Raw genomic sequence first — 26,672 nt, forward strand, 5'->3', positions numbered from 1 at the left:
CTCCCCGGGGTCACCACGCGCCGCCCCAGCGGCACCCCCTGCCGCAGCCGGACCCCCGTCAGGTCAGTGCGGTCAGGCCCGGGGCGAAGGTGATCAGGAGGGGGAGGAGGGGGACAAGGGCCGCTGTCGCCGTGGTCAGGGCGCGGTGGCGGCGGGGCAGGCGCGGCCGGGGCTCCAGGAGGCGGTCGACCCGTTCGCCCAGGAGGCGGTGGCTGGAGGCGCAGGACAGGACCCCGCGGTGCTGGTTCAGCTCGATCAGGGCCAGCGCGGTGGTCAGGTGGCCGCAGCGCCGGGACGCGGTGTCGTCGGCCGACAGCTCGACCAGGCGGTGGGTCTGGTCGCAGAAGTGGGCGAAGAGCGGGACGCTCGGGAAGCCGGTGGCCAGCGCGGTCGACAGGTGCAGCAGCCAGTCGTGGCGGGCCCGGGCGTGGCCGCGCTCATGGGTGAGGACGGCGTCGAGCTGGTGGTCGGTGAGCCGGTGGAGGGCGCCGGTGGTGACGATGAGCTGGGGCGGACTGCCCGGCATCCACCAGGCGTCCGGGTACTCGTCCTCCAGGACCAGCAGGGGGCCGCGGGCGGCGGGGAGACCGGCGGGCAGGTCGGGGGCGCGTTCGCGCAGGTGGGCGCGGGAGCGGGCGCGGCGGCGGCGGGCCTCGACGAGTTCGCGGGCCAGCATGGCGGTCGTCCAGGCGGCACCGCCCGCCAGCAGAAGGGTGAGGACGGCGGCCCAGACCGGCCCGGCGGAGAGGTTGTACGCCGCGGTCACCGCGGGCGGTGCCGGGGCGAAGAGCTGGGCGCGGACGGTGCCGAAGACGGCGGTGGCGCCGAGCACGAGCGCCGTCAGACAGCACAGCAGCACGGTGGCGACCAGGCACTGCCACACCCACAGCGCGACCACGGGATCCCGCTCGGGCCACGCGGAACGGGTCAGCGCGCGGGGCACCGGCACCGCGGCGGTCACGGCGACGGCGAACAGCAGGAGCAGGCAGACGGTCATGCCACTGGCTCCGGATCCTGGTCGAAGGATGGGCGGCTCTGGCTGTACAGGGGCTGTGCTGTGCTCAGTCGGACGGTGCGCCGGGCCCCGGACCGTCCCGGCCCGCGGGCGCACACCGCCCGACGCCAGTATGACGGGGCCGGGCGGTGCGAGTCAGGTACCGGCGGGCACCGGATGCGGAATCCGGGACGTCCGTCAGGACTCCCGGCCGGCCACCCGGCCGGTGACCTCGCCCAGGCCCACCCGGACGCCGCCCGGTCCCGGTGCCCACGCCGAGAGGGTCACCACGTCCCCGTCCTCCAGGAACGTCCGCTTGCCGTCGGGGAGTTCCAACGGCTCGCGGCCGTTCCAGGTCAGCTCCAGCAGCGACCCCCGCTCCCGCTCGGCGGGGCCGCTCACCGTGCCCGAGCCGTAGAGGTCGCCGGTGCGCAGCGAGGCGCCGTTGACCGTCATGTGGGCCAACTGCTGGGCGGCCGTCCAGTACATGGTGGAGAACGGCGGCTCGGAGACGACATGCCCGTTGACGGCGACGGAGATCCGCAGGTCGTAGCCGCCGGGTTCGTCGTGGCCGCCGTCGGTGTCGTCCAGGTAGGGCAGCAGCGGGTGCGTGCGCTCGGGCGGTGCCACCCGCGCCTCCTCCAGGGCGTCCAGCGGGGTGATCCACGCCGACACCGACGTGGCGAAGGACTTGCCGAGGAAGGGGCCGAGGGGGACGTACTCCCAGGCCTGGATGTCGCGCGCCGACCAGTCGTTGAGCAGGCACAGCCCGAAGACGTGCTCGCGGAAGTCGCCGAGCGCCACCGGGCTGCCGAGTTCCGACGGCACGCCCACGACGAAGCCGACCTCGGCCTCGATGTCGAGGCGGACGGACGGGCCGAAGACGGGAGCGGCGTCGGACGGCGCCTTGCGCTGCCCCGACGGGCGGACGACGTCCGTGCCGGAGACGACGACCGTGCCGGAGCGGCCGTGGTAGCCGATCGGGAGGTGTTTCCAGTTCGGGGTGAGGGAGTCGGCGGCGTCGGGGCGGAAGATCCGGCCGACGTTCCTGGCGTGGTTCTCGGAGGCGTAGAAGTCGACGTAGTCGGCGACCTCGAAGGGCAGGTGCAGGGTCACCGACGACAGCGGGTGGAAGAGGGGTTCGAGAACCTCGCGGTGGGAGGGCACCGTCAGCCACGCCGTCAGCGCCCGCCGCACGTCCGACCAGGCGGTGCGCCCGGCGGCCAGCAGCGGGTTGAGGGTGGGCCGTGCGAGCAGGGACGCGTACGGCGAGCCGAGCGCGTGGGCCGCCGCGCCCGCGTCGAGGACGTGGTCGCCGAGCCGGACGCCCACCGTCCGCTCCCGTGAGCCGGGGATCGAGAACACGCCGTACGGAAGGTTGTGCGGGCCGAAGGGGTCGCCCTCGGGGACATCGAAGGGGGGCATCGGGTGCTGCCTCGCTTTCGTGCTCGCCATGTGCGCCGTGCGCGCTGTGTGTCGTGCGGGCCACGTTACGGGTGAGGCACCGGTCTTGGGCAGTGCGACCGGAGGCGGCGCCCGGCGCGGCCGGAGGAGGCGCCCGGCAGTGCGCGGTGCCGCTCACCGGCGCGGAAGCCCTGAGTGGCGCCAGCCGATGATGTGTCAGGTTGTGGGCACGATCGGGCGTCTGCGTGCATCCGCGGCCGGGTTCGAAGGCACTCGCTACGTCCTCGTTCGGAAGCGGTCGCCGGTGAGTCGGAAGGGTGCGGTGTCCGTATTCTCTGATCATGGACCGCACCGCATATGCACTCGTCGCCACCGACCTGGACGGCACGCTGCTCCGTGGCGACGACACCGTCTCCGACCGGTCGCTGGCCGCGCTGGCGCGGGCCGCCGGGGCGGGTGCGCGCCACCTGGTGGTGACGGGCCGGCCGGCTCCCCGGGTGCGTTCCCTGCTCGACCGCCTCGGCTGCACGGGGCTCGCGGTCTGCGGGCAGGGCGCGCAGGTGTACGACGCCGGCGCGCACCGCATGCTGTGGTCGGTCACCCTGGACCGGGAACTGGCCGAGACCGCGCTCGGCAAGATCGAGGCGGAGGTGGGCCAGGTGTCCGCCGCCGTCGACCAGGACGGCGTCGACGGGCTGACGCTCATCGAGCCGGGCTACCTGATGCCCCACCCCACTCTGCCCGCGGTGCGCGTCGAGCGGCGCGAGGAGCTGTGGGCCACGCCGATCAGCAAGGTCCTGCTGCGCCACCCCGAGCTGACCGACGACGAGTTGGCGGCGACGGCGCGCGCGGTGGTCGGTTCCCTCGCGACGGTCGCCATGTCGGGGCCCGGCACGGTCGAGCTCCAGCCGTGCGGCATCACCAAGGCGACGGGTCTGGCGCTGGCCGCCGAGCACCTGGGCCTGGAGCGGCGGCGGACGATCGCCTTCGGGGACATGCCCAACGACATCCCCATGTTCCAGTGGGCGGCCCACGGCGTCGCCATGGCCGGCGCCCACCCCGAGCTCAAGGCGGTGGCCGACGAGGTCACCACGACGAACGAGGACGACGGCGTGGCCGTCGTCCTCGAGCGGATCTTCGGTGTCTCCTAGCCGCGCCGGCGCGGCGGCGCGGCTCAGTACGCGCTGAAGACGTTGTCCATCGAGCCGTAGCGGTCGGCCGCGTAGTTGCAGGCGGCGGTGATGTTGGCGACCGGGTCGTACGGGTCCCAGGAGGTGCCGGGCACGTGGTACGCCTGGAAGGTCGGGTCGATCACCTGGAGCAGGCCCTTGGACGGGGTGCCGTTGACGGCGTTGATGTCCCAGTTGTTGATGGCGTACGGGTTGCCGGAGGACTCCCGCATGATGTTGCGGTGGATGCCGTCGTAGGTCCCGGGAATGCCGTGCTGCGCCATGATGGCGAGCGACTCGCGGATCCAGCCGTCGAGGTTGTTCGGGTACGTCGTCGCCGCCGTGGTGGTGGTCGTGGCGGCGGCCGGGGCGGCGGAGGCGGTGGTGGCGCCGATGAGCGGCAGCGCGAGCACCGCGGCACCGGTGCCGGCCACGGCGAGCTTGCGGGCGAGGCGGCCCGTGCGGGCGTGACGGTTCAGACCGTTGGCAGACATGCTGTGTCCCTCTCCTTACGCCTGCGAGGTGAGCTGTCGGGTTCGGGCGGGGAGGTGCCCGGCCGCGCCCTGACGGGTACGGCTTCACCCCGAGCCGCTCCGGTGGTGACCGGTGCGGCGACTTACCTGGGTCCCCCGCTCCTGCCGGCGAGTGTGTTGGGTGGATGACGGTGCGACGGGCGGTGGCAGGATTCGGCGTCCGCCCGACAGGCCGGGAACGTATGCGAGAGCACATGTCCGGAACAAGTGCAGGAATCACCCAACATGCTAGTTGACCTTGGTCTGGGGTGTTTGGGGCTCTTGATCCTTTGCGGTTGCCAAGCCTCAACTGGCTTGCGGGGCAAAGGGAGGGCACAGGTTGCGGCGAGGTTGCCCGCAGGCGGATCGGAGTGAGCCAACTCACGGGCCTCAACAAGCGCGGCAAAACGGGCATTAACCTCAATCAATCCCCAACCGGCCGCGGGTCGGGAGGGCTTCGGGTGTCGAGTGCGGGAGAGGGGGAAGCGGAGTGGGGGATGCGGCCGAGGGCGGGCCCGAGGGCGACTCCGGAGGTGGGTCCGTGGGTGACTCCGAAGGCGGGCCCGCAGGGCCGCCCGATGGGGGCCCGGGGGAGGGTTCGCGAGTGCCGGAGGGGGGCGTGGCGCGGAGTGTGGGCGCGCGCGTGGGTCGGGTGACGTTCTCGGAGTGCGCGCCGTTGTGGGGAGTGGTGGGATCTTGGACGGCGGCTTCCGGCCCGCTCGCCCCGTCCGGGGTGCCACTCGTCCGGTCCGGGGTCCGGCTCACCCCTCTGGCGATATCGATCAAAATCTGCTCATATCACCTGATCAAAAACATACCGTTCATGATCTGATACCGACCGGCCTGTAACCGTGGGCGCTAGCGGTGATCGAAACGTGACCGGATACGCTGACTTGAGTGGTGGCAGCGACCTATCGACAAACCAGGTAATCGCCAGTAGACACCAGCAGACAGGAGACCCCTCGTGACCGTCGTCGGGCCGTTCGGGCTGAGCGTGCGGGACCAGGCTCTGGAAGCCGATGTCCAGGCCGGATTGGTTGCTGTCGAGGAAGGGTTGCTTGAGGCAACCAAAAGCGAGGTGCCGTTCATCACGGAGGCCGCCCAGCACCTGGTGCGGGCCGGCGGCAAACGGTTCCGGCCGCTGCTGGTGATGCTCTCGGCCCAGTTCGGCGACCCCTACGCCCCCGGCATCGTGCCCTCGGCCGTGGTCGTGGAGCTGACCCACCTCGCCACGCTGTATCACGACGACGTGATGGACGAGGCCACCGTGCGGCGCGGGGTGCCCAGCGCGAACACCCGCTGGGGCAACTCGGTCGCGGTCCTCACCGGCGACTTCCTCTTCGCCCGCGCCTCGCAGATCCTCGCCGACCTCGGGCCCGAGGCCGTCCGCGTCCAGGCCCTCGCGTTCGAGCGGCTGGTCACCGGCCAGATCCTGGAGACGGCGGGACCGCAGGACGGCCGCGATCCGGTCGACCACTACCTGGACGTCCTGGGCGGCAAGACCGGCTCGCTGGTGGCGGTCTCCTGCCGTTTCGGCGCGATGATGTCCGGCGCCGACGAGACCGTGGTCGACGTGCTCACCCAGTACGGCGAGCGGCTCGGCGTCGCCTTCCAGCTCGCGGACGACGTCCTGGACATCGCCTCCGACTCCGACGAGTCCGGCAAGACGCCCGGCACGGACCTGCGCGAGGGCATCCCCACCCTGCCCGTACTGCGGCTGCGCGAGCGGGCGGCCCGGCTGGGGCTCGCCGAGGACGTCGCCCTGTGCGAACTGCTCGACTCCGACCTGAGCGACGACGCCCGACACGCCGAGGCGCTGCGCCTGCTGCGCGCCCACCCCGCGCTGGAGCAGGCGCGCAAGGACACCGTCCGGTACGCCAAGGATGCCCGCGCCGCGCTGGCCCCGCTGCGGGAGTGCGACGCGAAGGCCGCGCTGGTGGAGCTGTGCGACGCGGTGGTCCACCGCGCGGGGTGACCGCCGCCCCGTGCCGCCCGTCCCGCGCCCGCCCGGCCCCGCCCGTCCCGGCCCCGCCCGTCCCGTGCGCGCCCGCCCTCTGCCGTCCGCCGTGTGCCGTACTCCGGCCCCTACGGGCCGGAGGAGCCGCAGCCCCTCCGTGTCATCCCGCAGGAGTAGGCGGAGTTGAGCCCGCGGTCTGACGCCTGTGCGCCGGTGATTTGGTCAGATGGACACCACGGAAACACACCGATCCTCACCGATTCGGGTGAGAATGGCGGCTCACGGGTGAACGAGTGCGAGGTCGCGAGACAGCCGCCGCCGACGACGGAGGTAGGGCACACATGGCACCGATCGATTCCGACGACAACACGACCGCCGGGGAGGGCGAGGAGCTGCGTGCCGGACGGCGCAAGGCCGCGCGGTACGTCGTCCCGGTCGCGGTGATGGGGGTGGCGGCCGCGACGATCGGCCTCGTCCCGGCGCTCGCCGACTCCGGGGACCCCGACCTGCCGAAGATCACGGCGCAGCAGCTCATCGAGAAGATTGCCACGTCGGACGTCGAGCAGATGTCCGGCACGGTGCGCATCAACACCGACCTGGGCCTGCCGGACCTCGGTGGACTGGAGAGCGGCCTGCTCTCCGGCATGTCCGCGGGTCCCGGCTCCGGCGGGGACGGCGAGGGCTCCGCCGCCGACCCCTCGGCCAAGCTCACCGAGCTGGTGTCCGGCAGTCACACGCTGCGCGTCGCGGCCGACGGCCCCGACCGGCAGAAGCTGTCCCTGCTGGAGAACGCCGCCGAGTACAGCCTCGTCCACAACGGCGAGGACGTCTGGGGCTACGACAGCAAGTCCAACGAGGTCTACCACTCCACCGCCCCCGCGGACGAGGGGCGGCCGGGCAGGGGCACGCCGGACAAGGACGTGCCGGCCACTCCGAAGGACTTCGCCGAGCAGGCGCTCAAGGCGGTCGACGACACCACGTCCGTCACCGTCCGCGGCACCGCTCAGGTGGCCGGCCGGGACGCCTACCGCCTCGTCGTCGAGCCCAAGCAGGACGGTTCCACGGTCAGCGCGATCACCGTGGCCGTGGACGCCGAGACCGGCCTGCCGCTGAAGTTCACGCTGACCCCGGCGAGCGGCGGCGCCGCCGTGGTCGACGTGGGCTTCACCCAGGTCAGCTTCGCGAAGCCGGACGCGTCGACGTTCGACTTCACGCCGCCCGAGGGGGCGAAGGTCACCGAGAGCGACACGGGCGCCAAGGCTCCCGAGCACGGGCGCCCGGCCGGGGGCGACCTCGCCGGGGAGCTGGAGGGCCTCAAGGTGATCGGTGAGGGCTGGAACTCGATCGCCACCTTCGACACCGGCGCCCGGGGCGGCCTGCCCACGGGCTCCCCGGGCGGCGACCTCGGCGGCCTCGGCGGATTCCTCGGCTCCTTCGGCGACCAGGTCAAGGGCGACTTCGGCTCGGGCACGGTCTTCAAGACCCGCCTCGTCAACGCCCTGATCACCGACGACGGCAAGGTCTACGCCGGTGCGGTCACCAAGGACGCCCTGGTGAAGGCGGCCGACGCCGCGCGGTAGGACGTCCGCGGCACGCCACCCGCACAGCGCGGAAAAGCGGGACGAGGCGAACGCGGCGAACGAGGAGAACGAGGGAAACGAGGGAGCCGATGGCCGAACCGTCCGCCACGGGGCCGGAGCGCCCGGGCCGCGCACCGGAGCGGGAGCCCGCCCGGGAAGGCGGGGAGGACGCCGTCATCGCCACCCGCGGGCTCACCAAGCGCTACCGCGGTGGACAACTCGCCGTCGACGGTCTGGACCTCACCGTCCCGGCGGGCAGCGTCTTCGGCTTCCTCGGTCCCAACGGCTCCGGCAAGACCACCACCATCCGCATGCTGATGGGGCTGATCGAACCCACCTCGGGCAGCGCCCGGGTCCTCGGCCTGCCCATGCCGCGCGCGTCGCGCACCGTACTGCCCAGGGTCGGCGCCCTCATCGAGGGCCCGGCCCTGTACGGCTTCCTCTCCGGCCGGGACAACCTGCTGCGCTACGACGCCGCCGACCCGACGGCCGATCCGCGCACCCGGCGCGAGCGCGTCGCCGCGGCGCTGGACCGGGTGGGCCTCGCGGCGGCGGGCGGCAAGAAGGCGAAGGCGTACTCGCTCGGCATGAAGCAGCGGCTGGGCCTCGCCGCGGCGCTGCTCCAGCCGCGCCGCCTGCTCGTCCTGGACGAGCCGACCAACGGGCTCGACCCCCAGGGCATGCGCGAGATCCGCACCCTCGTGCGCGAACTGGCCTCCGACGGCACCACCGTCTTCCTCTCCTCCCACCTGCTGGACGAGATCGAGCAGGTGTGCACCCACGCCGCCGTGATGGCACAGGGGCGGCTGATCACCCAGGGCGCGGTCGCCGACCTGGCGGCCGGTGCACGCGGCCGGCTGGTGGTGACCACGCCGGACGCGGGCGACGCCGCCCGGGTGCTGAAGGAGCAGGGGGCCGCGGACGTGGTGGTCGACGAGGACCGGGTGACGGCGGAGCCGCCGGAGCGGGACCTCGCCGAGGTGAACGCGGCGCTGGTCGCGGCCCGTGTCCGGGTCCGCGGCTTCACCCTGGAACGGGCCTCGCTGGAGGACGCGTTCGTGGCGCTGACCGGGGAGGGTTTCGATGTCGCGGGCTGACGTGCGGGCGGAGACCGAGGGCGCGGCGCCGGGGCGGGGCGGGACGCGGTCCCCGAGCCCGCTGTGGTCCCTCGGGCTGCTCCGCAGCGAACTGCTGACCACCTTCCGGCGCTGGCGCACCCTCGCCCTGCTGGCCGTGCTCGCCGCCGTGCCGGTCCTGGTCGGCATCGCCGTACGGATCGAGACGGGCGACGGGTCCTCGCTCGGCGGCGGGGGCGGTGGCGGCGAGGGCCCGGCGTTCATCTCGCAGATCAGCAACAACGGGCTGTTCCTGGTCTTCACCGCGCTCGCCGCCACCCTCCCGTTCTTCCTGCCCATGGCCGTCGGCGTCGTCGCGGGCGACGCGATCGCCGGCGAGGCGAGCGCGGGCACGCTCCGCTACCTCCTGGTCGCCCCGGCGGGCCGCACCCGGCTGCTGCTCACCAAGTACGCCACGGTGATCGCCTTCTGCCTCGCCGCGACCCTGGTCGTCGCGGTCTCGGCGCTCGCGGTCGGCGCGCTGCTGTTCCCGGTCGGCGACCTGATCACCATCTCCGGCACCCGGATCGGCTACGCCGAGGGCCTGGGGCGGGCCCTGCTGATCGCCCTGGTGGTGGCCGCCTCGCTCGTCGGCGTCGCGGCCCTCGGCCTGTTCGTCTCCACCCTGACGGGCAGCGGCATCGCCGCGATGGCGACCACGGTCGGGCTGCTGATCACCGTCCAGATCCTCGACCAGATCCCCCAGCTCGACGCCCTCCAGCCGTACTTCTTCTCGCACTACTGGCTGTCCTTCGCCGACCTGATGCGCGAACCGGTCTACTGGGACGACCTGGTCAAGAACCTGGGCCTCCAGGCCCTCTACGCGGCGGTCTTCGGCTCGGCGGCCTGGGCGCGGTTCACGACCCGCGACATCACTGCGTGACGGCGGCGCGGACTCAGCGGGTCCGCCGCACCGACAGGCGCAGGGCGTCGTCGTCACCCCGCCGGACGAACAACGCCCCCTTGTCCAGCGCGGCGGCAGGCACCAGGGTGCCCCCGGGCAGTGCCTCGGGCGTCCCGGTGCCCTTCGGCACCACCACGCCCGTTCCGGAGCCCGTGGTGCCGTAAGCGGTGCCGTCGTCGGCGACGGCGGTGACCGTGACGCCCGGGCGGTCGCCCTCGGCGGCCAGGCACCGGCCCGTGCCCGCCCCGACGTCGAACAGGACCGGGCCGAGGCCCAGACGGGTGCCGTTCGGCGAGGCCACCGGCACGCTCGGCGTGTCCGGGCCGTCGTCGTCGCAGACGGTGCCGGCCAGCAGCCGGCCGCTCGCCAGGTCGTGCGCCGACCAGACGTAGCCGTCGGCGGAGTCGGCCGCGCGCCAGCGGGCGACGAACATCCCGTCGCGGACGCCGACGAGGGTGCCGTTCTGTTCCCCGTCGACGAACGTCCGGCCCGTCTCGACGCCCTCGGGCGCGATGTCCTCACCGCTCCAGCCGCCCGGCACCCGGATGCCGCCCGACTCACCGCCGACCACGGGCCCCTCGGGGGTGACGGCCACCACGGCGCTGCCGGCGCACATCGCCGAGTCGCAGTCGGGGATCAGCCCGGCGGGATCGTCGTACCGCGTCACGCGGCCGGTGCCCAGGTCCACGACGGCCCGGTGGTCGCCCGCCGACCGCCAGGAGAGCAGCAGCCCGACACCGCCGTCCCGGGCCTGGACCGACCCCTCCTGCGTGTTCACGGGGATCTGGACGTCATGGAGCGGGGCGACGGAGTCACCAGAGGCGTCCAGCGGGTAGACCCCGATCCGGACGGCCTCCTTCTCGTGGGAGAGGGCGCTGTCGGTCCGTTCGCCGACGGCCCACGCGGCCAGGTAGGTGCGGTCCCCCTGCCGTACGGCGGTCAGCCCTGGCGCTCCCGGGCTGCCGGGGGCGTCCGGGTCCGTCGCCGGCACCCGGTAGGCGGCGCTGGTCCAGCGCACCTTGCCCGTCGCCGCGTCCCGGACCCGGACCACGTAGCCGTCGGCGGAGGGCTCGACGTAGGCGACGGCGCCGCCGGCCGCGACGACCGGATCGGTCCCGGCAGAGGAGGGAACCCGGCCCGGTTCCGCGTCCCAGCCCCGGCCACCGTCGAAGGCGGGGGGCACGGAGAGCCGGGGAGTGGCGTGGCCGCCGTCCGAGCCCTGCCCCGCGTCGTCCCGCTTCCCGTCGTCGCCCGAGCCGCACCCGGTGAGCAGTACCGCGGCCAGGGCAGCCGCCAGTGCGGTCCTCGTGGTGCGCATGTTCCGTTCCTCCGTGATGGCTGGTCGTCAGGTACCCCGGACGCGGATGTGCCGGGCGGCACGGCCCTCGGCCGTCACCGGGCGGGCCCGCCGCCCCCGCCGGGGCGGGGCGGTCCGGGAAGCCGGGGCGGCGTTGCCGGACCACCGGTGGCCGGCCCGGACCCGGGCGCGGTGCCCGGGCCGGACGGTCTGCGGCCGGACTGGAGGCGGGCCGCGCCCGCGACCGGGTTGGTGCCCGCTCCGGCGGCCGGGGGCGTGGTGCCGGTCCGGGCCGCCGGAGCGTGGCCGGACTGCTCCGCGCGGTGCTTGGCCAGATGGGAGCCCTGGAGGGCGGTCGCCATGAAGCCGGCCGCCACGTTGCCGCTTTCCGGCGGTGCCGTCCTGCGGTCGACGACGGCCAGCCTGGCCATGTCCTTCTCGCTGAAGACGTTGCCGGGCAGCATCCGCGAGGCGGCCCCCGTCACGTCGACGGTGTGCTGCCGGTCGCCCGCCTGGAAGTGCAGCCGGTAGCCGAGGTACTGCTCGCTCTTGTCGAAGAGCAGCTCGCCCCTGACCTGGCCGCCCTGCTGCCGGGCCCAGGCGTCGAGGGTGTCCGCGGCCTGGGGCAGCCGGGCCACCCGGCCGAGACAGGCGACGTAGGCGTCCCCTTCGACGTCGCGCGCCTTGAGCCGGACACCGCCGTCAGGGGTGCGGACCGTCTCGACGGCGCCCAGCCGCTGATTGGGCACGGTGACCAAACGTCCGTTGCCGCCGAGTTCGGCGTCGTACTGCCGGCGCATCGCCAGGTACTGGGAGTCGTTGTGGAGGACCCACGGCGCCGCGGTGCCCACCATGGTCACGCGGGCGTTCGGGTTGCCCTCCAGGATGATCTCCGTGTTGGCGATGGCGCCGCCGCCGATGCCGGCGATCACCCAGTTGTCCGCGACCGTCGGGTCGTAGGCCCCGTCGCCGACCTCGTCCCCGAGCAGGACACGCCCGGGAGCCTCGGCGCTCGCCTGCTCCCATTTCGCGGTCGCCTCGACGGTCTCCCGGGCCCGGGCGGCCGTCGAATCGTCGCCGGCCGCCCGCAGCGCGGCGGCCACCGCCGGCTCGGCCAGGATGTCCAGGGCGGCGGCGGCCCGGCCCTGGCCCTCCGGAAGCGCGGCCAGCCGGTCCCTGGCCTGCAGCGCCTCGGGCGTGCCGACCGTGCCGAGGTGGTCCCCGAGCGCCCGGGCGGCCTCGGCCATCGTCGGCACCTGCCGGTTCACGCCCGGTATGACCTCGGGGGGAACGCCCGTGGCCACCAGCGGAGTGCCGACCACCTCGACGGTGACCGGGGGCGAGCCGTCCGCCGGGGCGATCTCGGCGAGCAGCCGCCCGTCCTCGGCGAGGTTCAGCGAGGCGCTCCCGTCGACGAGCGGGCCACGAGCGGCCGCGGTGTCCTCCCACAACTGGAGCGCCGCCAGCGAGACCCGGTCCTTCGGGTCCCCGAACTGGTACGGGTCCCAGCCGACCTCACGCAGGTGCCGCACCTGGTCGGCGGACTGCACGATGCCCTTGATGGGGTCCACGTGCCAGCGGCCCCGTGAGTCGACCAGCAGGACGTCGGGGTCGCGGCCCGCGAGCGCGGCCCCGCCGCCGATCATGACCTCACGCTGCGGGTAGCGGCCCTCGGGCAGACCTGCCGCCTCGGCCCGCAGTTCCTCCAGCGTCCTCAGTCCGGTCTCGGTGCGCCGCAGGGCCGCCTCGTCCCGGGCGGCGCCGAGCTGCTCCCGGGGAATCGGGGTGCCGTCGGGGCGCAGGCCGGGCAGCGGGAAGGCGGGGGCGGAGCCCAGCGGGGTGCCGTTCGCGCGGCTCTCCGCGACCCGGGCCCGGTGCTCCTGGAGCACCTGCGCGTCGGCGGGGGCCAACTGGTCGATGGGCCTGCCCAGTTCTCGCAGGGCACGCCGGGCGTCCGTCGTCAGGTGCTGCCCCACCGTGTCGGTGCGGATCGACACCGCGTACTGCTCCAGCGCCCGGGCGGCCGCGTCGTCGGCCGGCGCGCCGACCCGCAGGCCGGTGTGGTCGATCAACTGGGACAGCTCGCCGCGCGCCTCCTGACGCTGATGCGCGGTCAGTGTCCCGTCGTGCATGCGTTCCGTGAGGTAGTTCAGCTCGCCGACCCGGCCCAGATCCTCGTCGGACAGCCGCGGCCGCTCCGGCAGCGCGGCGCCGCGGCGCAGCATGTCGTCGGCGGCGGGCGCCTCGGCGCGCTCGGCACGGTCCCGCACGGAGAGCAGCTCGTTGATCTCGTGGCTCAGCGCACGGCCGACCTGCTCCGGCGCGATGCGGTCGGAGAGCTGGACGACGTGGTTGTCGGAGGCGGTGTTCACGAAGCTGCGCGCCACGGTGCGCTCGGGCAGCGACGCGGACTCCAGCCTGACGGTGAGGGTCCTGGCGTTGTCGTCGGCCAGCGAGAAGAAGCGACGCCCGTCCTCCTCGACGATGCCGTTCACCCGCAGCCGGTCGGCGTACAGCGCCTGGACCACCACGGGCAGGGCCGCCTCCGCCTCGGCGAGGACGCGCTCCTGCGAAGGCCGGATGCCGCTGTCCGCCCGGAAGCCGGTGCCGAGGACGTCCGTGGCCGTGATGACCCTCTCCTCGGGCCGTTCCCTCTCGTCGCCCTGGTTCACTGACGTCTCCCCCCTGCGCCTATGAGCCCCGTAGAATCCTGCCATGTTGATCGCTCGTTCGTTGCAAGAGGCGCACCTCTACATCGACCTCCACCCCTGTGCGTGCGGCGCCGATCAGTTCACGCGTGAGCACCGGCTGGAGGACCACGACGGCGCCCTGACCGCGGTCTTCGAGGGCACGTGCCCGCAGTGCGGGCGCACCCGCTCGTTCGAGTTCCGCATGGCGGACGAACTTCCCCCCGCGCCGCCCGCGTTCGGGGGCGAGGAGCCCTCGCGCATCGTCGACCCGGGCGAGTTCATGTGGGTCAGCGACGAGATCTCCACCGAAACCGGCTTGCGCCTGCTCAACACGGCGCCGGCCGAGCACCGGGCGATGCGCCCGGCGACGGCGTACGCGATCGCCGCGCTGGAGGAGGTCGCCAAGTTCCTTCCCCCGGGACAGGACCGTGTCCCCGAGGACCGCTTCGTCTCGGAGCGCGGGCGGGCCCTGTACGCCAAGGACCCCGAGCGGTTCACCCGGGAGGAGATCGGTGAGGCCCTCGGGCTGAAGCGGTCCATTCTCGCCGGTATCGACCACTTCAGTCCGCCGCGGGGCTGAGGTCCAGCAGCAGTGCCATGAGGCCGACCAGCGTGGCACTGCTGACGATCTCCCGGCGGGCGATCATCGCGCCGATCCGGGAGAGCGGTATCCACTCCAGCCGGTCCGACTCGTTGCGCTCGGTCGGGTCCCCGACGCGGACGGCGTCGTCCGTGCGGAAGACGAAGTGCCGGGCGTCGGTGATGCCGGCCGCGGGTTCCGCGTAGATCAGTTCCCGTACTGTCCCCGCACGCCATCCCGTCTCCTCCTCGAGTTCGCGCGCGGCCGCCCGCGGGGCCTCCTCGCCGTCCTCGACCAGTCCCATGGGCAGTTCCCACGCCCAGGTGTCCGTGACGAAGCGGTGGCGCCACATCATCAGCACCCGCCGCCGGCCGTCGACGGCCGCCGTCACGGCGACGTCGCGCAGTCTGACCACGTGGTAGTCGGTGCGGGTGCCGTCCGGCTGCTCGACGTCCAGTGCGCGCAGACCCACCCACGGGGTGTCGTGGATGACGCGTTCGGTGTGCACGGTCCAGCGCATGAGGTCCTCCTTGGTCTGTTCGCCAGGTGTGCGATGCCGCCCGCGGGCCCTTCAGCCGTCGTACGCCTCGACCGTCGGTGCCGCCTTGGCCCGGTGACCGCCCGGCCGGCACCCGGCGAACGGGCCGTTGGGGGCCCGGAGTTCGCTCATCACGGGGCCGAGGTGGTCCCGGTGCCAGACGGCCGGGCCCGAGGCGCCCGCCACCGGATCCGTGTACTCCTGCCAGGCCAGCCACAGGGCGTGCAGCCGGGCGACGGCCTCCAGGTGCTCCCACCAGCGCGGGCACCAGGGCTGCGCGGAGGTCACCTCCCGGCCGTAGACGGGGAGCAGCAGGTCGGAGACCCACAGGGCCAGACTCCGCATCTCTGCGGCGTACTCCTCGCCGTCGAGATAGAGGATGAAGGCCGGCGCCTGCGGCTGTTCCGGCGTGGGGTCCGTGTCGTGGGCGGGGGGCATGAGGGTCACGGAAAGGCCTTCTGTGCGGCTCGGGCGGTGATGGCTCTCACTTCGGCCTGGGCGGCGGCCTGGATGCGGTCGGCGCCGGGCTCCGCGTACCAGGGGCGCAGCCGGATCAGGGCCGGCCGGACGCCGGTGGCCAGCAGCAGTGCGGTGCCCTTGGGCAGGGCGCGGATGCGGTCGGCGGGCATGATGCGCTCCAGGCGGTAGGAGGTGGAGCGGGACCGTCCGTCCCTGCTGCGGGAGACGCTGACCGTCGACACGTCGTGCTCGCCGACCAGCCGGGAGACCTTCTCGACGAAGTCGGCGTCGTCCAGTCCGGCACCCAGCAGTTTGATGGTGGCGGCGCCCCACAGCGCGTCCATCCCGGCCTCGCCCCAGACCCGTACCCCCTGCCGGTAGCTCTGCAGCAGGGTGACGATGTTGATGCCGCGCGAGCCGAGGTGGGAGTAGAGGTCGGGCAGGTCGGAGATGCGGCAGACGTTGGCGGCCTCGTCCAGTACGGCCGTCATCGGCGGGTCGAGGCGGCCGCCCAGCCGCTCGGCGGCGACCACGCCCGCGCGCAGCACCGAGTCCGCCGCCGCCGCGATGACGCCCGCCGCCGAGCCGCCGCCGTCCTTCGAGAGCAGGTACAGGGTGTCGCGCGACAGCGCGTGCTGTTCCGGGCGGAACTGCGGCACCGCCGCGTCCGGCGTCACCCAGGCGGCGATGGCCGGGTCCAGCAGGCAGGCCACGCACTGGCGGGCCGTCTCGTAGATGCCGTCCCGGGTCTCGACGGCGCCCTGGACGGTGCCCTGCAACTGGTCGGCGAGGGCCGGCATGGCGGCGTCGCGCAGCAGGTCGACGGGGGTGCGGTCGGCCGGGTCGGCCAGCCAGGACAGGACGTCGACCACCCCGCGCCCGCCGCGGTTGGCCGCGTGGAAGAGTGCCGTGAGCGTGTTCTGTGCCGCCGAGATCCAGAAGTCGCGCTTGGACGCGTCGTCGTTGACCGCGCCGACGAAGTGCCCGGCCAGACGCCGGGCGCCCTCGATGGTGGCGGCGTCGGCCAGCATGTCCCACCACATGGCGCGTGGGGTGTGCGCGATGCCCTGGGGGTCGAACACCCATACCTGGCCGGTGCGTTCGCGCTCCGCCCGGGTGACGCTGTAGACGTCGGACTTGTTGGAGGTCAGCAGGACACTGCCCTGGGCGCGCAGCACGCGGGGCACGGCGATGCCGGTGGACTTGCCCGCACGCGGAGCCATCAGGTCCAGCTCGACGTCCTCGAAACTCGAGCGCAGTTCGGGGCCGTTCGGCTCCAGGTCGCCCAGCAGGTTGCCGGTCTCGTCGGGTTCGATCCTGGCGGCCTTGGACAGGGACGGGCGCAGTTCCCTGGCCCGGGCCGCGGCGCCCTTGGGCAGCAGTCCGGCCAGTTCCTTGCGGCCGGCGAGGCCGTCGGGGCGTCGGCCGCGGCCTCGTACCAGGATCACTCCTGTGACCACGAGGGCGGCGAACACGCCGAAGACCACCGCGATGCCGGCCGTCACGGCGCCGCTCGACGCGTGGGGCCACAGGGCCTCCGGGCCGTCCTGTGCCAGGGTGGCCAGGGTGGAGAGGGTGAACGGGGGCGGGTTCCAGCCGCCGCCGGCCAGTGCCGCGCCGAGCGTGCCGCCCAGCCAGGCGCCGGCGAAGACGCCACCGACGAGGACGGCCACGGCCGGGATGATCCACGGCAGCAGGTCGTCCCCGGTGCTGTGGCCCTTGCGCGGGGGGCGCGTGCTCATCCGGGTCCTTCCCCTTGCTTGGTGAGGTTCAGCTCGTTGCCGGTCCACCGGGTGTTGGTGTCGTGCAGGGCGCGCTCGGTGTCGGTGATGGACACCTTGATGGGGATGCCGGGGCGACCGCCGACCTTGATCAGGAAACGGCCCCGTCCGGGCGGCTCCTCGTTGATGCCGGTGCCCGCCCAGCCCGGCGGGGACGACCAGGAGGAGACCAGTTCGATCTCGCGTTCCGACATGCCGACGATCTCGCCCAGCTCCCGCATCTCCGTGCGCGGCAGCCCCGCGCACACCACCATGCCGGCCCGCTCCACGAAGCCGCGTGCCTTGGCCCGGTCGGCCTCGCTGCCCAGCGCCTCGGCGTCCTTGAGCGTGTGGGTGATCTTGGCGTCGCCGAGTCCGAGGGAGCGGTTGAGGCGGGTCAGGGCGTCGATCCGCTCGACGATGCCGGAGGCGGCGCGCAGCGGTCGCCACAGCTCGTCGAGAACCGTGAAGAACCAGCGCTGCGGAGCGAGCCCGGCGTCCGCGAGCGCGTGTGCGGCGGCCACCGTGCCGAGCCCGTCGGACCAGGCGGCGAGCATCGCCGCGGCGGTGAGCTGGGTGTCGGCCTCGCCGATGCGGGAGATGTCCACGCAGACGGCCGGCGACGCCGGGTCGATGCGCGTCGAGGTCTCGGTGGCGAAGGTGTCGCCGAGCGGACCGTCCAGGATGCCGAGCAGCGAGCGGTGCAGCGGGTCGACGGCTTCCTGGTAGCGGCCGATGTCGCCCCGGTCGAGCGTGACGGCGCGCACCCGGTCGGGGCCCTCGTCCAGGACCCGCAGCAGGTCGGGCAGCAGCGGGGCGCGACCGCGCTCGGTGCGGTCCACGAGGTGGTGCAGGCAGGCGGAGAGCACCGACTGCTCGTGGTCGTCCATGGGCCGGCCGCGCACGATGGTGATGAGCGCGGCGACCATGTTGAGCACCCGGCCGTGGGCCTCGGCGGCCAGGACCCGCCCGCGCTCGCCGCCGAGCCGTACCGCCGCCTCTCCCATGGCGCCCGGGTCGAGGACGTTGATGCCGCCGACGCCGCGCCCGATGGAGATCACCTGTCCGCCCAGGGCGCGCACGGTGTCCGCGTAGTCGGGCTTCAGGTCGCCGAGCACCAACGGGGTGACGCCGGTGGCAGTGAGGCCGATGAGCATCCGGTTGATCAGCGTCGACTTGCCCAGTCCCGGCATGCCGAGCATGAACAACGAGGGGTTGGAGATGTAGCGGGCCCGGGTGAACCAGGAGATGGGGTCGCCGCAGACCGTGGCACCGGTCTGCAGGTGCTGGCCGAGCGGCACGCCGGTCATGGGGGCGCCCGATCCGGCGGCGAACGGCCACAGCCCGCAGGCCTGCACGGTGGTCGCCCGCCACATCGCGGGCGGGTCCACATGGGCGACCTGGCCGCCACCGGGGCCCGGCCAACCGCGCGCGGGCACCATGGGTGCTCGGGGCGGTTGCTTCTGCTTGCTCACAGCGCCTCCCGGATCTGGTACGGAACGAGTGTGTGTTCCCAGGGCAGCAGTCCGACGGGCAGCGTGCAGGTGAACGCCGAGGCCTGCATCCGGTCGGCGGGGCGCAGCACGATGCGGGAGGACGCCTGGAGGTTGCGCATGGTGACGGCCGCGTCCTCCAGGTCCTGCTCGGAGTCGACCGTGACCGTCGCCATCAGCGAGAACTCCACGAGCCCCGCGCCGGACGCCTCTTCGGCCGCCGTCTGCTCGGCCGCCCGCACCTCGGAGCTGGCGCGGGCCTGCACCAGTCCACCGCGTGAGCCGGCCATGAAGTGGGCGGAGCGGCGGTCGGACTCGACGATGCGGGCGGAGGTCGCCGGGTCGATCGGGCGGTAGACCAGCGAGATCCGCTTGCGGCGGGTGCCCGCCGCGGGTTCCAGCAGGCCGCGCAGCACGCTGGAGCGGACGGTGCCGCGCGGTGCCAGCGTCAGCATCCAGGTGCGGGAGACACCGGAGTCGTGCTTGTACGCGTTCACGGTCTCGACGGCGGCCGCCGGTCCGGCATCGTCCCACTCGATGCCGGTCGAGGTGTGCTCGGCGCGGGTGCTGAGCACGTCGGGGGCGACCGCGGGGTCGTAGGCGACACGCACGATCTCGGCGAGCCGTTCCGCCGAGAGCGGGTACGCGGAGCCGCCGCCCGCGGCGATCAGGCCGGACAGCAGGCCGGGCAGCCGCATGGACAGGTCGGTGATGACGTCGTCGGTGCTGCGCTTGGGCCCGGCGGTCGGGCCGTAGGTGAGGGCGACGTAGGTGTGCATCTCCGACGAGGCGGCGGGGTAGCGCTCGACGACCTCCTCCATGACGGCACGGGCCGCGGCCGGGGCGTCGGGCGTGATGCGGGGGAGGACCTCGGCCGCGAGCCGGGTGCCGGTGTCCGGCGCGGTCTCCACCACGACCTGGGCGCCGCGCAGACCGGGTTCGTGGGAGAGCCGGGCCAGCCAGTCGCCCCAGGACGCCACCCAGATGTCCACCTGCTCGGGATCGACGAGCGAGCCGCCGTCCGGGTCGCAGCCGAGGACGAGTGTGTAGAGGTTGCGGCCCGGGTGGTGGAGCACGCCGAACGGCCGGTCGTAGGCGTCCCGGCCCTCGTGCATCTTGGTGCGGGCGAGGAGACCGGGGGGTTGGAAGCGGCCGCCGGGGCGCCGCGAGAGCGGTCCGGAGACGTACGTGGTCGAGCCGTTGGCCTTGCGCTTCATCCATCCGATCCGGACGGCGAGGACCTGGTAGACGTTGCGGCCGTCGGCGGTGCGCAGCGCCAGCGGGGCCAGGAAGATCCCCACCGGGACGAGTACGGCGACGGCGAGCATCAGGGAGACCAGTGAGGCCAGCAGCGCCACCAGGAGCCCGCCGAATGCGACGACGGTGCCGAGCAGGCCCAGCGGGCCAAGACCGGGGCGGCGCGGCCGCCGCCAGTTCCCGTAGGTGGGACGCGTCATGGCGTCGGTGGACATGGGTTTCCTTCTTCCGGCTTCTGCTGTGCGGGCTACGTGGTCGGGCGGACGGAACGGTGGGACGCAGGGCGGGTGCCGGGCCGGGAGGGCTTCCCGGCCCGGTCTCCGCGACAGCGGCCGGCTACTGGTTGTGGCCCTTCATTCCGTCGTTGTCGTCGAGGGAGTTGACGACTTCCGAGGCTGCGGCGATCTGGGTCTGTGCGACGACCGCGGCGGCCTGTGCGGCCAGCGCCACTCCTCCGGTGGCCGCTCCGGCAGCCGCGCCTCCCGCGGCACCGCCCGCGCCTCCGGCGGCACCGCCCGCACCTCCGGCGCCTCCTCCTGCTCCGGCTCCCCCGCCGCCCGCTCCGGCCCCGGCGGACGGGGAACCCTGCGGGGCCGCGGAGGAGCCGCCGGCGCCGCCGGTGCCTCCGCCGCCCCCGCCGCCCACGCTTCCGCCCGCGATGGCCACGGCGCCGCTGGCGAGGTTGTTGACGGCGTTGAGGGTGACCGTGCCGCCGGAGGTGCCGCCGAGTGCCGCGGTGGCCGGGACGATGAGCTTGAGCAGCGCGGGCAGGGCGAAGACCGCCAGGATCAGCATGCCCATGCCTGCGATGGTCCGGGTGAGGTCCTTGGTGCCCCGGGCATCCTGGGTCATCGCCGTCGCCGAGAAGATGATGAGCGCGGCGGCGGGTTTGTAGAGCAGCCAGGCGGCCAGCCAGCCGATGTGCTTCTTCCACCAGCCCTCGCCCCACCCGGTCATGGAGGCGGACGCGGCCAGCGGCAGGGTGCCGATCAGCATGATCATGACGCCGATGCGGATGTACATGAGGACGATCTGGACGAACGTCGACAGCATCACCAGCAGGCCGAAGACCAGCACGAGACCGGGCTGGCCCAGTGTCATCACGCCGAGCATCTCGGCGGCCTGGCCGCCCAGGTCGGACTTGGCGTAGACCTCCTCGGCGTAGGCGTCCGAGGCCCGCATCAGCGCCCCGGCGGCCGGGACGGCGATGGCCCCGGCGAGGAGGACCTTCCACATGCCCATGAACGCCATCTTCATCGACTGGCCCCGGCGGTCCAGGGCCATCCGGATCGCCGCCATCAGCAGCGAGGCCACGGCCACGTACCCGACCAGCCAGTTGAGTTCGCCCTGGATGGTGTTGATGGGACCGCCGGTCTCGCCGGCCTTGACGCCCAGCCACACTCCGTTGAGCGACTTCAGCACTTCGGACGCGGCCTCGCCGATGGCTTTGGCGAACACCTCGACCGCACCGCTGGTGACACCCTCGCCGATCTCGCCGAGGCCCCACTTCAGGCCCTCGCCCACACAGTCGTAGACCTTCCATGTGCAGGCCATGTCATGCCTCCCAGGTGACGAAGCCCTGGGTGCCACTCACCTGTGCCATGCCGGAGTACACCGAGCCGTCGGCACCGGGCACGATCTTCCAGTCGCCCTCGTGCCACCGCACGGTGACAGAGGCCGTGCCGTACACACCCGCGTTGGGTCCGCGGAGCAGGAGCATCACTGTCGCCTCTTCCTTGTTGTAGGCCAGGATCGAGAAGCCCGCGTAACCGCCGGCGTCGGCCTTGCCCGAGGTGGGCTTGTCCTCCTCCTGCGAGCGGCTGGAGACCAGCGCGTCGCGGGCCGGACCGGGGACGACCTGCCGTTCCATCACCTCACGCCAGCCCGGGTAGCTGAAGTGGTCCGTGATGGTCTGGGCGGCGAACACCGCGCCCATCGGGGTGTGCGCATAGCAGGACCAGACGGCGCCGTCGTAGGTCAGCGGCCCGGCGGTCTTGGAGACCGGCACGAGACCCGTTCCATTGGCCTTCCACTCGAAGTCCTTGGGAACGGTGGTCGGCCTGGCCTGGTCGCTGTCGTCGGTACGGCAGCCCGCGGGCCGGGCGTCCGGCTTCCCGCTGCCGACCGGCGTGGGCGTGGCCGGCGACGGTGTCGGACCGCCGTCGGCGCGGTCCGGCGTGCCGCCGCCGCTCATCAGCGCGATCAGGCCGATGATCAGCAGTGTCGCCAGGAACCCGGCCGACAGGATCCAGCCCCGCTGCTGCCAGAAGGGCTTCTCCCACTCCCCGCTGCCCCCTCGGGATCGACCGGGGTTCACCATGTCGGTACTTCTCTCTGTTGGGACGCGGGGCGCGTCAGCCGAAGACGAAGGTGACGACGGGGCCGGCCGTGGCCACCAGGACACAGCCGCCCAGCACCATGCCGAGGCGGCCCATGTGCTCCGAACCCTCGCCGCGGCGCATGGAGATGGCCATCATGGCGCCGGTGATCAGCACGCCGGCGACGCCGGCCGCGGTACCGGCCCAGGCGAGGATGCCGAGTACGGTGTCGACCTTGCCGGTGAGCGCGCCCGGAGCGTCGCGGGTGGGGTTCGGTACGTCACCGTCCGCCAGGACTATGGTCCCGTGGGCCTTGGCGACGAGCTTGTCCAACATGGTCTCTCCCCGAAGTGGTGGGCCTGACGGCCCATCAAATGACTGTTGACAGTGGCGGGTTCGGCCGGCACCGGTGCGGGCCGGTGGCGACGACGTGAGTCTCGTGATTCCCGTGGCGTTGCGCCATGCCGTGTGACGAATCAGCACCACGGTGTGACATGCACGTGGCATTCGAGACGGGAAGGTGTCCGTCCGCGGTGCCGGTCCGGTGCCGGTGCTGGTGCTGTTGCAGGAGCTGGTGCCGGTGCCGTCGTGCCGGCCCGTTGTCCGGTCATCCGGTCCCGTTCAGGAGGAACGACACGAGCGGTCCCGCGGAGGCGCCGATGACGCAGGCGCCCATCACCATCAGGAACTCCCGCAGGTGTTCCTCCACGTCGCCCGTCTTCACGGCGAGCGCCATGCGTGTTCCGACGATGATCAGTCCCGCGACACCGGCGCAGGTGACCAGCCAGGCCATCCAGCCCAGCACCGTGTCGAGCTCGCGGGTGACGTCCGCCCCGACGGCGAGTACGGCCGTCGCTCCAGTGCTCATCGGACACTCCTCATGACATGCGTACGGGTGGGGCGGCCAGCAGGGCGGCCAGCGCGGCCGTCTCCTTGGGCGCCGGAGCGTTCAGGTCCCCGGTGCGCCATGCCGGCGTCCAGGGCACGCGGTGCACGTCCGCCGCCGAGCCGATGACCTTGATGCGCTGGTGCAGCGACCGGGGCAGGCGCCCCGGCGCGTCCGCGACCAGCACCACGGCGACGAGCTCGAGGCCCGGCGGCTGCTCCCCGCGCCGGAACACGTCCAGGGCGCGGGACACCGCCTGAAGCCCGGCGGCGTGGGTGCGGCCGACCAGGAGCACGCCGTCGGGCTCTCCCCGCTCGGGCCGGGGCCACGTGCGACCGCCGTCCAGGCCGCCGAGGACGGCCGCGAGGGTGGACGTGCCCGCCCCTCCGTGCGCGCCGACCCAGGCCAGCGGCCGTGCCGGAGACGTCGCGCGGGGGTCCGCGGGGTCGTCCTGCGGTGGGGCGTTCCCGGCGAGGGGACCGCGGGTCCAAATCTCCGGCCCCATGGGCGCGTTGCTGGGCACCGCCAACTCTCCCCCCGTGTCGGTTCAGCGGAACACCGTGTGATCCTCGCCGATGGCGGAGGGGCTGGTAACACCCTGTGAGGCTCTGGGACGCATTCGTGACGAAGTGGTGACCTGGTCGGGCACCGCCTCCGGGGACACTCAATCAGTCGCTGTGCGAACGGAGTTGGACCCGAGGGGGGTTGATGTCGCAGAACGGGGGAAGCGCGGCAGCCTGGGTGATCGGTGGCTCGGTCGCCCTGGTGCTGACACCCGTGATCATGATGGTCGCGGTCAGCGGCGGCACGAGTGCCGCAGGCGGCGGCACCGGCACCGGGGTCGGCGGAGGCCTCAAGGGCGGCGCCGTGCCCGCGGCGTACGTTCCGTGGGTGCTCAAGGCCGGCGCCCTGTGCGACGTGATCAAACCGGCCGTCGTGGCCGCACAGATCGAGGCCGAGTCCGGCTGGAACCCGAACGCCGTGTCCCCGGTGGGCGCGGAGGGCCTGTCCCAGTTCATGCCGGGCACGTGGAAGACGTGGGGCCGCGACGACGACGGCAACGGTCGCGTGTCGCCCTACGACCCCGGCGACGCGATCATGGCGCAGGGCCGCTACGACTGCGCGCTCGCCAAGCAGGTCGACGGTTACAAGAAGCGGGGCGAGGCCTCCGGCGAGACGCTCGACCTGGCCCTGGCCGCGTACAACGCGGGTCCCGGAGCCGTCCAGGAGCACCACGGCATCCCGCCCTACACGGAGACGCGCAACTACGTCGCCCGCATCAAGTCGCTGATCCCCAAGTACGAGTCGGTCGACGACCCGCCCGGCAAGGTGCCACCGGGGCAGCGGATGGCGATGCCGCTGCGCGGCAACCCGCCCGTCACCTCGCCCTACGGCATGCGCTTCCACCCGATCCTGCACGTCAACAAGCTGCACACCGGCATCGACTTCGGCGCCGCGCAGGGCACGCCGTTCCTCGCGGCCCGGGACGGCAAGGTCACGTTCGCCGGCTGGTCCAACGGCTACGGCAACCGGGTGGTCATCTCGCACGGAACCATCGACGGCAAGGAGGTATCCACCACGTACAACCACATGTCCGCCTTCAGCGTCTCGGTGGGACAGCGCGTGAAGGTGGGCCAGCAGGTCGGTGCGGTGGGCTCCACGGGCTACTCGACCGGTCCGCACGCGCACTTCGAAGTGATGCAGAACGGCGACTACGTCGATCCCGCACCATGGCTGGGATTGAAGTGATGGCGCAGGTCAGGGGGGACACGATGAGAAGAGGCTCCGCACGGGTGGTCCGCAGGTCCGTGGCCACCGCGCTCACGGTGGCCACCGGCTTCGCCCTGCTCTCGGGGTGCGGCCTGTCCGACCACCGTGAGACCGGGCCCGGGGGCGGCGGCACCGGATCGGCGCAGCCGTCGATCGCCCCGAAGGCCCCGGTGCCGCCCGGAAAGCCGCTGGGAGCCGACGCGCACGTGCCCGACACCGGTGTCGTCGACGAGGACGACGCCACAGCGGTCTCCCTGGCCTGGGCGGAGACGACGTACGGCTACGACACCAAGTACGACACGAGTCCCCAGGACGCCGTGCTGCGCGGGGTCCGGTGGTGCACGGAGCGCAAGGCAGCGGCCGAGCGCCAGTACCGGCCCGCCGGTGGCCCGGGGAACGAGTGGATCACCTGGGCCCGCCACCGGGCCTGGACCACCGTGGACGTGAGCAGCGAACTCGAGGACGATGCTCCGCCGGACGGGGAACGGGTCGCCTACCGGTCCCTGGTCGTGTCCGGCACCGCCCACGGCCGGGACGGCTGGGAGGGCACCGGGCCCCGCCTGAACGCCTACGTCAAGCTGGTGCGCGCGGCGGTCGGCGAGCCGTGGCGCGTGGACGACGTGACGGTGGTCGAGGCGGCGACACCACCCGGGCCGAACACGTCGGCGTCCGCGAGTTCACCGTCCGACGATCCGAGGCAGTGAGGGAACCGATGCCCAGATTCAGTCGCAGCGAGAACAAGCGGCGGAAGGACCAGGCCGGACGGGAGCAGGCGCCGGCCTCTGGACTCAAGCCCATCGACGTGCGCGTCACCGCCGACGGGAGAGCCACCGTGGGCGGCCTGCCGGTCGTCGCGGGCGCCGGCGAGAGTGTCCAGAGCGCCGTGCTGGACTACCTCCACCGGCTGGTGCTCGCCACCGGTCACGCCGTCGCGGCCGCCGTGCACGACGAGCGGATCGGCTACCTCACGCCGGTCCGCGTCGAGGCGGACGGGTCCAGTTCCTTCGCCGGGGAGCCCGTCCCCCTGCCCCAGGACGTGGTGGCGGCCGCACAGGCCGTGGCCGAGGAACACGTCTCCGTGCACGCGCAGGCGGGCGGCGTGCCGGTGGCCGCGGCCGTGCCGGACGGGCGCCCGGGCGCGCGTGAGCAGCCTTCCACCATGCCGCTCACGGCGGTCCCGGCGTCGGCGCAGCCGGTCCGGGACAAGTCGACGAGGGCGCTGCGCGCGGTACCGGACCCGGCTCCCGGCGCACCGCTTTCCGCAGTGCCGGAGCCCGGACCCGCCTCGGCGACGACGCCGGTCCCGGCGCCCGGGACGAAGCCGGACCCGCGGTCCGGGGCGCCGGTCGACGTGCGGGCGGAAGGCCGTTCGGGGGCGCGGTCCGAGGTGCGGCCGTCCGGGCGCACGGCGCCGGTGGACCCGGCGCAGACGGACGTGAAGACCCCGTCCCTGCTGGCGGAGCCCGTCCAGCGGATCAACGAGGCTGTGCGCATGGGCCGGATCGAGTCAGCCGCCGGCATGGCGGAGCAGGCGATCGCCTCCGCGGTGCAGCGGCTGGGCGCCGAGCACCCGGAGGTGCTGCAACTCCGCGAACTCGCGGCATACATCGCCTACTTGGCGGGAGACGCGCACCGCTCCTTCGTGCTCTCCATGGCGCTCGCACGGGTCCGCCGGGGCAGCGACGACCAGGGCGCCTTCGGCAACGTGCTGAGCGCGGCGGCCGCCTGGCGGGCACTGCGGGACCCCGCGCTGGGAGTGTCCCTCGGACACGAACTGATCGCGCTGTGGGACGAGATGGCCGCATCCGGTGGTGCCGCCGCGGCCGACCCCTCCCAACTGGCCGCCGCACGTGCCCGGATGGGGCGCCTTGTCGAGCGAGCGCGTGGTGTCGCCGACGGCCGGAGGGGGACGGAGGGAACGCATGCGCAGGAACGGTGACCCCGCCCCGGGCCCGGGCGCGGGCCTTCCCCGGACGCCGTCCCCGCCGG

The 26,672-nt window shown here is 73.3% G+C and carries 24 protein-coding genes and 1 riboswitch; of the genes, 9 read left to right on the forward strand and 15 right to left on the reverse strand.

Annotated features, from left to right (window positions below; all coding sequences use genetic code 11):
• Positions 1–58: 58 nt before the first annotated feature.
• Both Sdi02f_RS07640 and fahA read right to left on the reverse strand, forming a co-directional pair.
• Positions 59–997: a M56 family metallopeptidase gene (locus Sdi02f_RS07640; RefSeq protein WP_030401742.1), complete on the reverse strand. Its 939-nt coding sequence runs from the start codon at positions 995–997 to the stop codon at positions 59–61.
• Between the two features lie 195 nt (positions 998–1,192).
• The gene (fahA, locus tag Sdi02f_RS07645; protein WP_031185251.1) at positions 1,193–2,419 is read right to left on the reverse strand and encodes a fumarylacetoacetase; all 1,227 of its coding nucleotides are present in this window, start codon (positions 2,417–2,419) and stop codon (positions 1,193–1,195) included.
• Positions 2,420–2,739: 320 nt separating this feature from the next.
• On the opposite strand from fahA, the gene Sdi02f_RS07650 reads away from it, so the two are divergent.
• Positions 2,740–3,549 carry an HAD family hydrolase gene (locus tag Sdi02f_RS07650; protein WP_108932993.1) on the forward strand — a complete coding sequence of 270 codons (810 nt, stop codon included), beginning with the start codon at positions 2,740–2,742 and terminating at the stop codon, positions 3,547–3,549.
• 23 nt (positions 3,550–3,572) lie between these two features.
• Here the strand turns inward: Sdi02f_RS07650 and Sdi02f_RS07655 are convergent, their stop codons facing one another.
• Positions 3,573–4,061: a transglycosylase SLT domain-containing protein gene (locus tag Sdi02f_RS07655; protein WP_030405006.1), complete on the reverse strand. Its 489-nt coding sequence runs from the start codon at positions 4,059–4,061 to the stop codon at positions 3,573–3,575.
• Between the two features lie 4 nt (positions 4,062–4,065).
• Positions 4,066–4,221: riboswitch (cyclic di-AMP (ydaO/yuaA leader) on the reverse strand.
• 822 nt (positions 4,222–5,043) lie between these two features.
• Here Sdi02f_RS07655 and Sdi02f_RS07665 point away from each other — a divergent pair.
• The 4 genes from Sdi02f_RS07665 (at position 5,044) to Sdi02f_RS07680 (ending at position 9,614) form a co-directional block, all read left to right on the forward strand.
• The gene (locus Sdi02f_RS07665) at positions 5,044–6,054 is read left to right on the forward strand and encodes a polyprenyl synthetase family protein (RefSeq protein WP_031185253.1); all 1,011 of its coding nucleotides are present in this window, start codon (positions 5,044–5,046) and stop codon (positions 6,052–6,054) included.
• Between the two features lie 323 nt (positions 6,055–6,377).
• Positions 6,378–7,616: a LolA family protein gene (locus Sdi02f_RS07670; RefSeq protein WP_108932994.1), complete on the forward strand. Its 1,239-nt coding sequence runs from the start codon at positions 6,378–6,380 to the stop codon at positions 7,614–7,616.
• 89 nt (positions 7,617–7,705) lie between these two features.
• On the forward strand, positions 7,706–8,713 hold the full coding sequence (locus Sdi02f_RS07675; RefSeq protein WP_108932995.1) for an ABC transporter ATP-binding protein: 1,008 nt from the start codon (positions 7,706–7,708) through the stop codon (positions 8,711–8,713).
• Entirely contained in the window at positions 8,700–9,614 is a 915-nt protein-coding gene (locus Sdi02f_RS07680) for an ABC transporter permease (protein WP_031083351.1), read from the forward strand. The genes Sdi02f_RS07675 and Sdi02f_RS07680 overlap by 14 nt, the downstream gene beginning before the upstream one ends.
• A 13-nt stretch (positions 9,615–9,627) precedes the next feature.
• Here the strand turns inward: Sdi02f_RS07680 and Sdi02f_RS07685 are convergent, their stop codons facing one another.
• Together Sdi02f_RS07685 and Sdi02f_RS07690 are read right to left on the reverse strand one after the other, a co-directional pair.
• A complete protein-coding gene (locus Sdi02f_RS07685; RefSeq protein WP_030405011.1) occupies positions 9,628–10,953 on the reverse strand; it encodes a hypothetical protein in 1,326 nt (441 codons plus the stop codon).
• 74 nt (positions 10,954–11,027) lie between these two features.
• Positions 11,028–13,604 (reverse strand): hypothetical protein, encoded by a 2,577-nt coding sequence (locus Sdi02f_RS07690; protein ID WP_055467505.1) that lies wholly within the window; start codon positions 13,602–13,604, stop codon positions 11,028–11,030.
• A 43-nt stretch (positions 13,605–13,647) separates the two neighbouring features.
• On the opposite strand from Sdi02f_RS07690, the gene Sdi02f_RS07695 reads away from it, so the two are divergent.
• Positions 13,648–14,202, forward strand: coding sequence for a hypothetical protein (locus tag Sdi02f_RS07695; protein WP_031083349.1), 555 nt, complete (start codon positions 13,648–13,650; stop codon positions 14,200–14,202).
• Here Sdi02f_RS07695 and Sdi02f_RS07700 read toward each other — a convergent pair.
• The 10 genes from Sdi02f_RS07700 to Sdi02f_RS07745 form a co-directional block, all read right to left on the reverse strand.
• Positions 14,183–14,722: an NUDIX hydrolase gene (locus Sdi02f_RS07700; protein ID WP_030405014.1), complete on the reverse strand. Its 540-nt coding sequence runs from the start codon at positions 14,720–14,722 to the stop codon at positions 14,183–14,185. The two genes, Sdi02f_RS07695 and Sdi02f_RS07700, sit on opposite strands and share 20 nt — an antisense overlap.
• A 51-nt stretch (positions 14,723–14,773) precedes the next feature.
• Positions 14,774–15,178 (reverse strand): DUF4913 domain-containing protein, encoded by a 405-nt coding sequence (locus Sdi02f_RS07705; RefSeq protein ID WP_030405015.1) that lies wholly within the window; start codon positions 15,176–15,178, stop codon positions 14,774–14,776.
• 5 nt (positions 15,179–15,183) lie between these two features.
• Positions 15,184–16,941, reverse strand: a complete 1,758-nt coding sequence (locus tag Sdi02f_RS07710) for a type IV secretory system conjugative DNA transfer family protein (RefSeq protein WP_108932996.1) — start codon at positions 16,939–16,941, stop codon at positions 15,184–15,186.
• Complete coding sequence (locus tag Sdi02f_RS07715) at positions 16,938–18,401, reverse strand: putative type IV secretion/conjugal transfer ATPase (RefSeq protein WP_234319850.1); 1,464 nt, start codon at positions 18,399–18,401, stop codon at positions 16,938–16,940. The genes Sdi02f_RS07710 and Sdi02f_RS07715 overlap by 4 nt, the downstream gene beginning before the upstream one ends.
• Before the next feature lie 29 nt (positions 18,402–18,430).
• Positions 18,431–19,924, reverse strand: a complete 1,494-nt coding sequence (locus Sdi02f_RS36690; RefSeq protein WP_030405018.1) for an SCO6880 family protein — start codon at positions 19,922–19,924, stop codon at positions 18,431–18,433.
• Between the two features lie 121 nt (positions 19,925–20,045).
• Entirely contained in the window at positions 20,046–21,263 is a 1,218-nt protein-coding gene (locus Sdi02f_RS07725) for a hypothetical protein (protein ID WP_030405019.1), read from the reverse strand.
• 1 nt (position 21,264) lies between these two features.
• Positions 21,265–22,029: a DUF8175 domain-containg protein gene (locus tag Sdi02f_RS07730; RefSeq protein ID WP_030405020.1), complete on the reverse strand. Its 765-nt coding sequence runs from the start codon at positions 22,027–22,029 to the stop codon at positions 21,265–21,267.
• 34 nt (positions 22,030–22,063) lie between these two features.
• A complete protein-coding gene (locus Sdi02f_RS07735; protein WP_030405021.1) occupies positions 22,064–22,363 on the reverse strand; it encodes a hypothetical protein in 300 nt (99 codons plus the stop codon).
• 271 nt (positions 22,364–22,634) lie between these two features.
• Positions 22,635–22,895 carry a hypothetical protein gene (locus tag Sdi02f_RS07740; protein ID WP_030405022.1) on the reverse strand — a complete coding sequence of 87 codons (261 nt, stop codon included), beginning with the start codon at positions 22,893–22,895 and terminating at the stop codon, positions 22,635–22,637.
• Positions 22,896–22,905: 10 nt separating this feature from the next.
• Positions 22,906–23,418, reverse strand: a complete 513-nt coding sequence (locus tag Sdi02f_RS07745; RefSeq protein WP_051783778.1) for a DUF6668 family protein — start codon at positions 23,416–23,418, stop codon at positions 22,906–22,908.
• A gap of 203 nt (positions 23,419–23,621) precedes the next feature.
• On the opposite strand from Sdi02f_RS07745, the gene Sdi02f_RS07750 reads away from it, so the two are divergent.
• From Sdi02f_RS07750 to Sdi02f_RS07760, 3 genes are read left to right on the forward strand one after another with little or no spacing between them, the layout of a single operon-like run.
• Complete coding sequence (locus Sdi02f_RS07750) at positions 23,622–24,662, forward strand: peptidoglycan DD-metalloendopeptidase family protein (RefSeq protein ID WP_030405024.1); 1,041 nt, start codon at positions 23,622–23,624, stop codon at positions 24,660–24,662.
• A 23-nt stretch (positions 24,663–24,685) separates the two neighbouring features.
• Positions 24,686–25,387, forward strand: a complete 702-nt coding sequence (locus Sdi02f_RS07755) for a hypothetical protein (RefSeq protein ID WP_174843318.1) — start codon at positions 24,686–24,688, stop codon at positions 25,385–25,387.
• A gap of 8 nt (positions 25,388–25,395) precedes the next feature.
• Complete coding sequence (locus Sdi02f_RS07760; RefSeq protein ID WP_051908984.1) at positions 25,396–26,622, forward strand: hypothetical protein; 1,227 nt, start codon at positions 25,396–25,398, stop codon at positions 26,620–26,622.
• The last annotated feature ends 50 nt before the right edge of the window (positions 26,623–26,672 follow it).

Source organism: Streptomyces ardesiacus (genome assembly GCF_003112575.1).
GTDB lineage: Bacteria > Actinomycetota > Actinomycetes > Streptomycetales > Streptomycetaceae > Streptomyces > Streptomyces ardesiacus.

Coding starts and splice junctions, on each gene's coding strand:
- Sdi02f_RS07640 (WP_030401742.1), bottom strand. CDS start 997: ATGACCGTCTGCCTGCTCCTGCTGTTCGCCGTCGCCGTGACCGCCGCG.
- fahA (WP_031185251.1), bottom strand. CDS start 2,419: ATGCCCCCCTTCGATGTCCCCGAGGGCGACCCCTTCGGCCCGCACAAC.
- Sdi02f_RS07650 (WP_108932993.1), top strand. CDS start 2,740: ATGGACCGCACCGCATATGCACTCGTCGCCACCGACCTGGACGGCACG.
- Sdi02f_RS07655 (WP_030405006.1), bottom strand. CDS start 4,061: ATGTCTGCCAACGGTCTGAACCGTCACGCCCGCACGGGCCGCCTCGCC.
- Sdi02f_RS07670 (WP_108932994.1), top strand. CDS start 6,378: ATGGCACCGATCGATTCCGACGACAACACGACCGCCGGGGAGGGCGAG.
- Sdi02f_RS07675 (WP_108932995.1), top strand. CDS start 7,706: ATGGCCGAACCGTCCGCCACGGGGCCGGAGCGCCCGGGCCGCGCACCG.
- Sdi02f_RS07680 (WP_031083351.1), top strand. CDS start 8,700: ATGTCGCGGGCTGACGTGCGGGCGGAGACCGAGGGCGCGGCGCCGGGG.
- Sdi02f_RS07685 (WP_030405011.1), bottom strand. CDS start 10,953: ATGCGCACCACGAGGACCGCACTGGCGGCTGCCCTGGCCGCGGTACTG.
- Sdi02f_RS07695 (WP_031083349.1), top strand. CDS start 13,648: ATGTTGATCGCTCGTTCGTTGCAAGAGGCGCACCTCTACATCGACCTC.
- Sdi02f_RS07700 (WP_030405014.1), bottom strand. CDS start 14,722: ATGCGCTGGACCGTGCACACCGAACGCGTCATCCACGACACCCCGTGG.
- Sdi02f_RS07705 (WP_030405015.1), bottom strand. CDS start 15,178: ATGCCCCCCGCCCACGACACGGACCCCACGCCGGAACAGCCGCAGGCG.
- Sdi02f_RS07710 (WP_108932996.1), bottom strand. CDS start 16,941: ATGAGCACGCGCCCCCCGCGCAAGGGCCACAGCACCGGGGACGACCTG.
- Sdi02f_RS07715 (WP_234319850.1), bottom strand. CDS start 18,401: ATGGTGCCCGCGCGCGGTTGGCCGGGCCCCGGTGGCGGCCAGGTCGCC.
- Sdi02f_RS36690 (WP_030405018.1), bottom strand. CDS start 19,924: ATGTCCACCGACGCCATGACGCGTCCCACCTACGGGAACTGGCGGCGG.
- Sdi02f_RS07725 (WP_030405019.1), bottom strand. CDS start 21,263: ATGGCCTGCACATGGAAGGTCTACGACTGTGTGGGCGAGGGCCTGAAG.
- Sdi02f_RS07730 (WP_030405020.1), bottom strand. CDS start 22,029: ATGGTGAACCCCGGTCGATCCCGAGGGGGCAGCGGGGAGTGGGAGAAG.
- Sdi02f_RS07735 (WP_030405021.1), bottom strand. CDS start 22,363: ATGTTGGACAAGCTCGTCGCCAAGGCCCACGGGACCATAGTCCTGGCG.
- Sdi02f_RS07740 (WP_030405022.1), bottom strand. CDS start 22,895: ATGAGCACTGGAGCGACGGCCGTACTCGCCGTCGGGGCGGACGTCACC.
- Sdi02f_RS07745 (WP_051783778.1), bottom strand. CDS start 23,418: ATGGGGCCGGAGATTTGGACCCGCGGTCCCCTCGCCGGGAACGCCCCA.
- Sdi02f_RS07750 (WP_030405024.1), top strand. CDS start 23,622: ATGTCGCAGAACGGGGGAAGCGCGGCAGCCTGGGTGATCGGTGGCTCG.
- Sdi02f_RS07755 (WP_174843318.1), top strand. CDS start 24,686: ATGAGAAGAGGCTCCGCACGGGTGGTCCGCAGGTCCGTGGCCACCGCG.
- Sdi02f_RS07760 (WP_051908984.1), top strand. CDS start 25,396: ATGCCCAGATTCAGTCGCAGCGAGAACAAGCGGCGGAAGGACCAGGCC.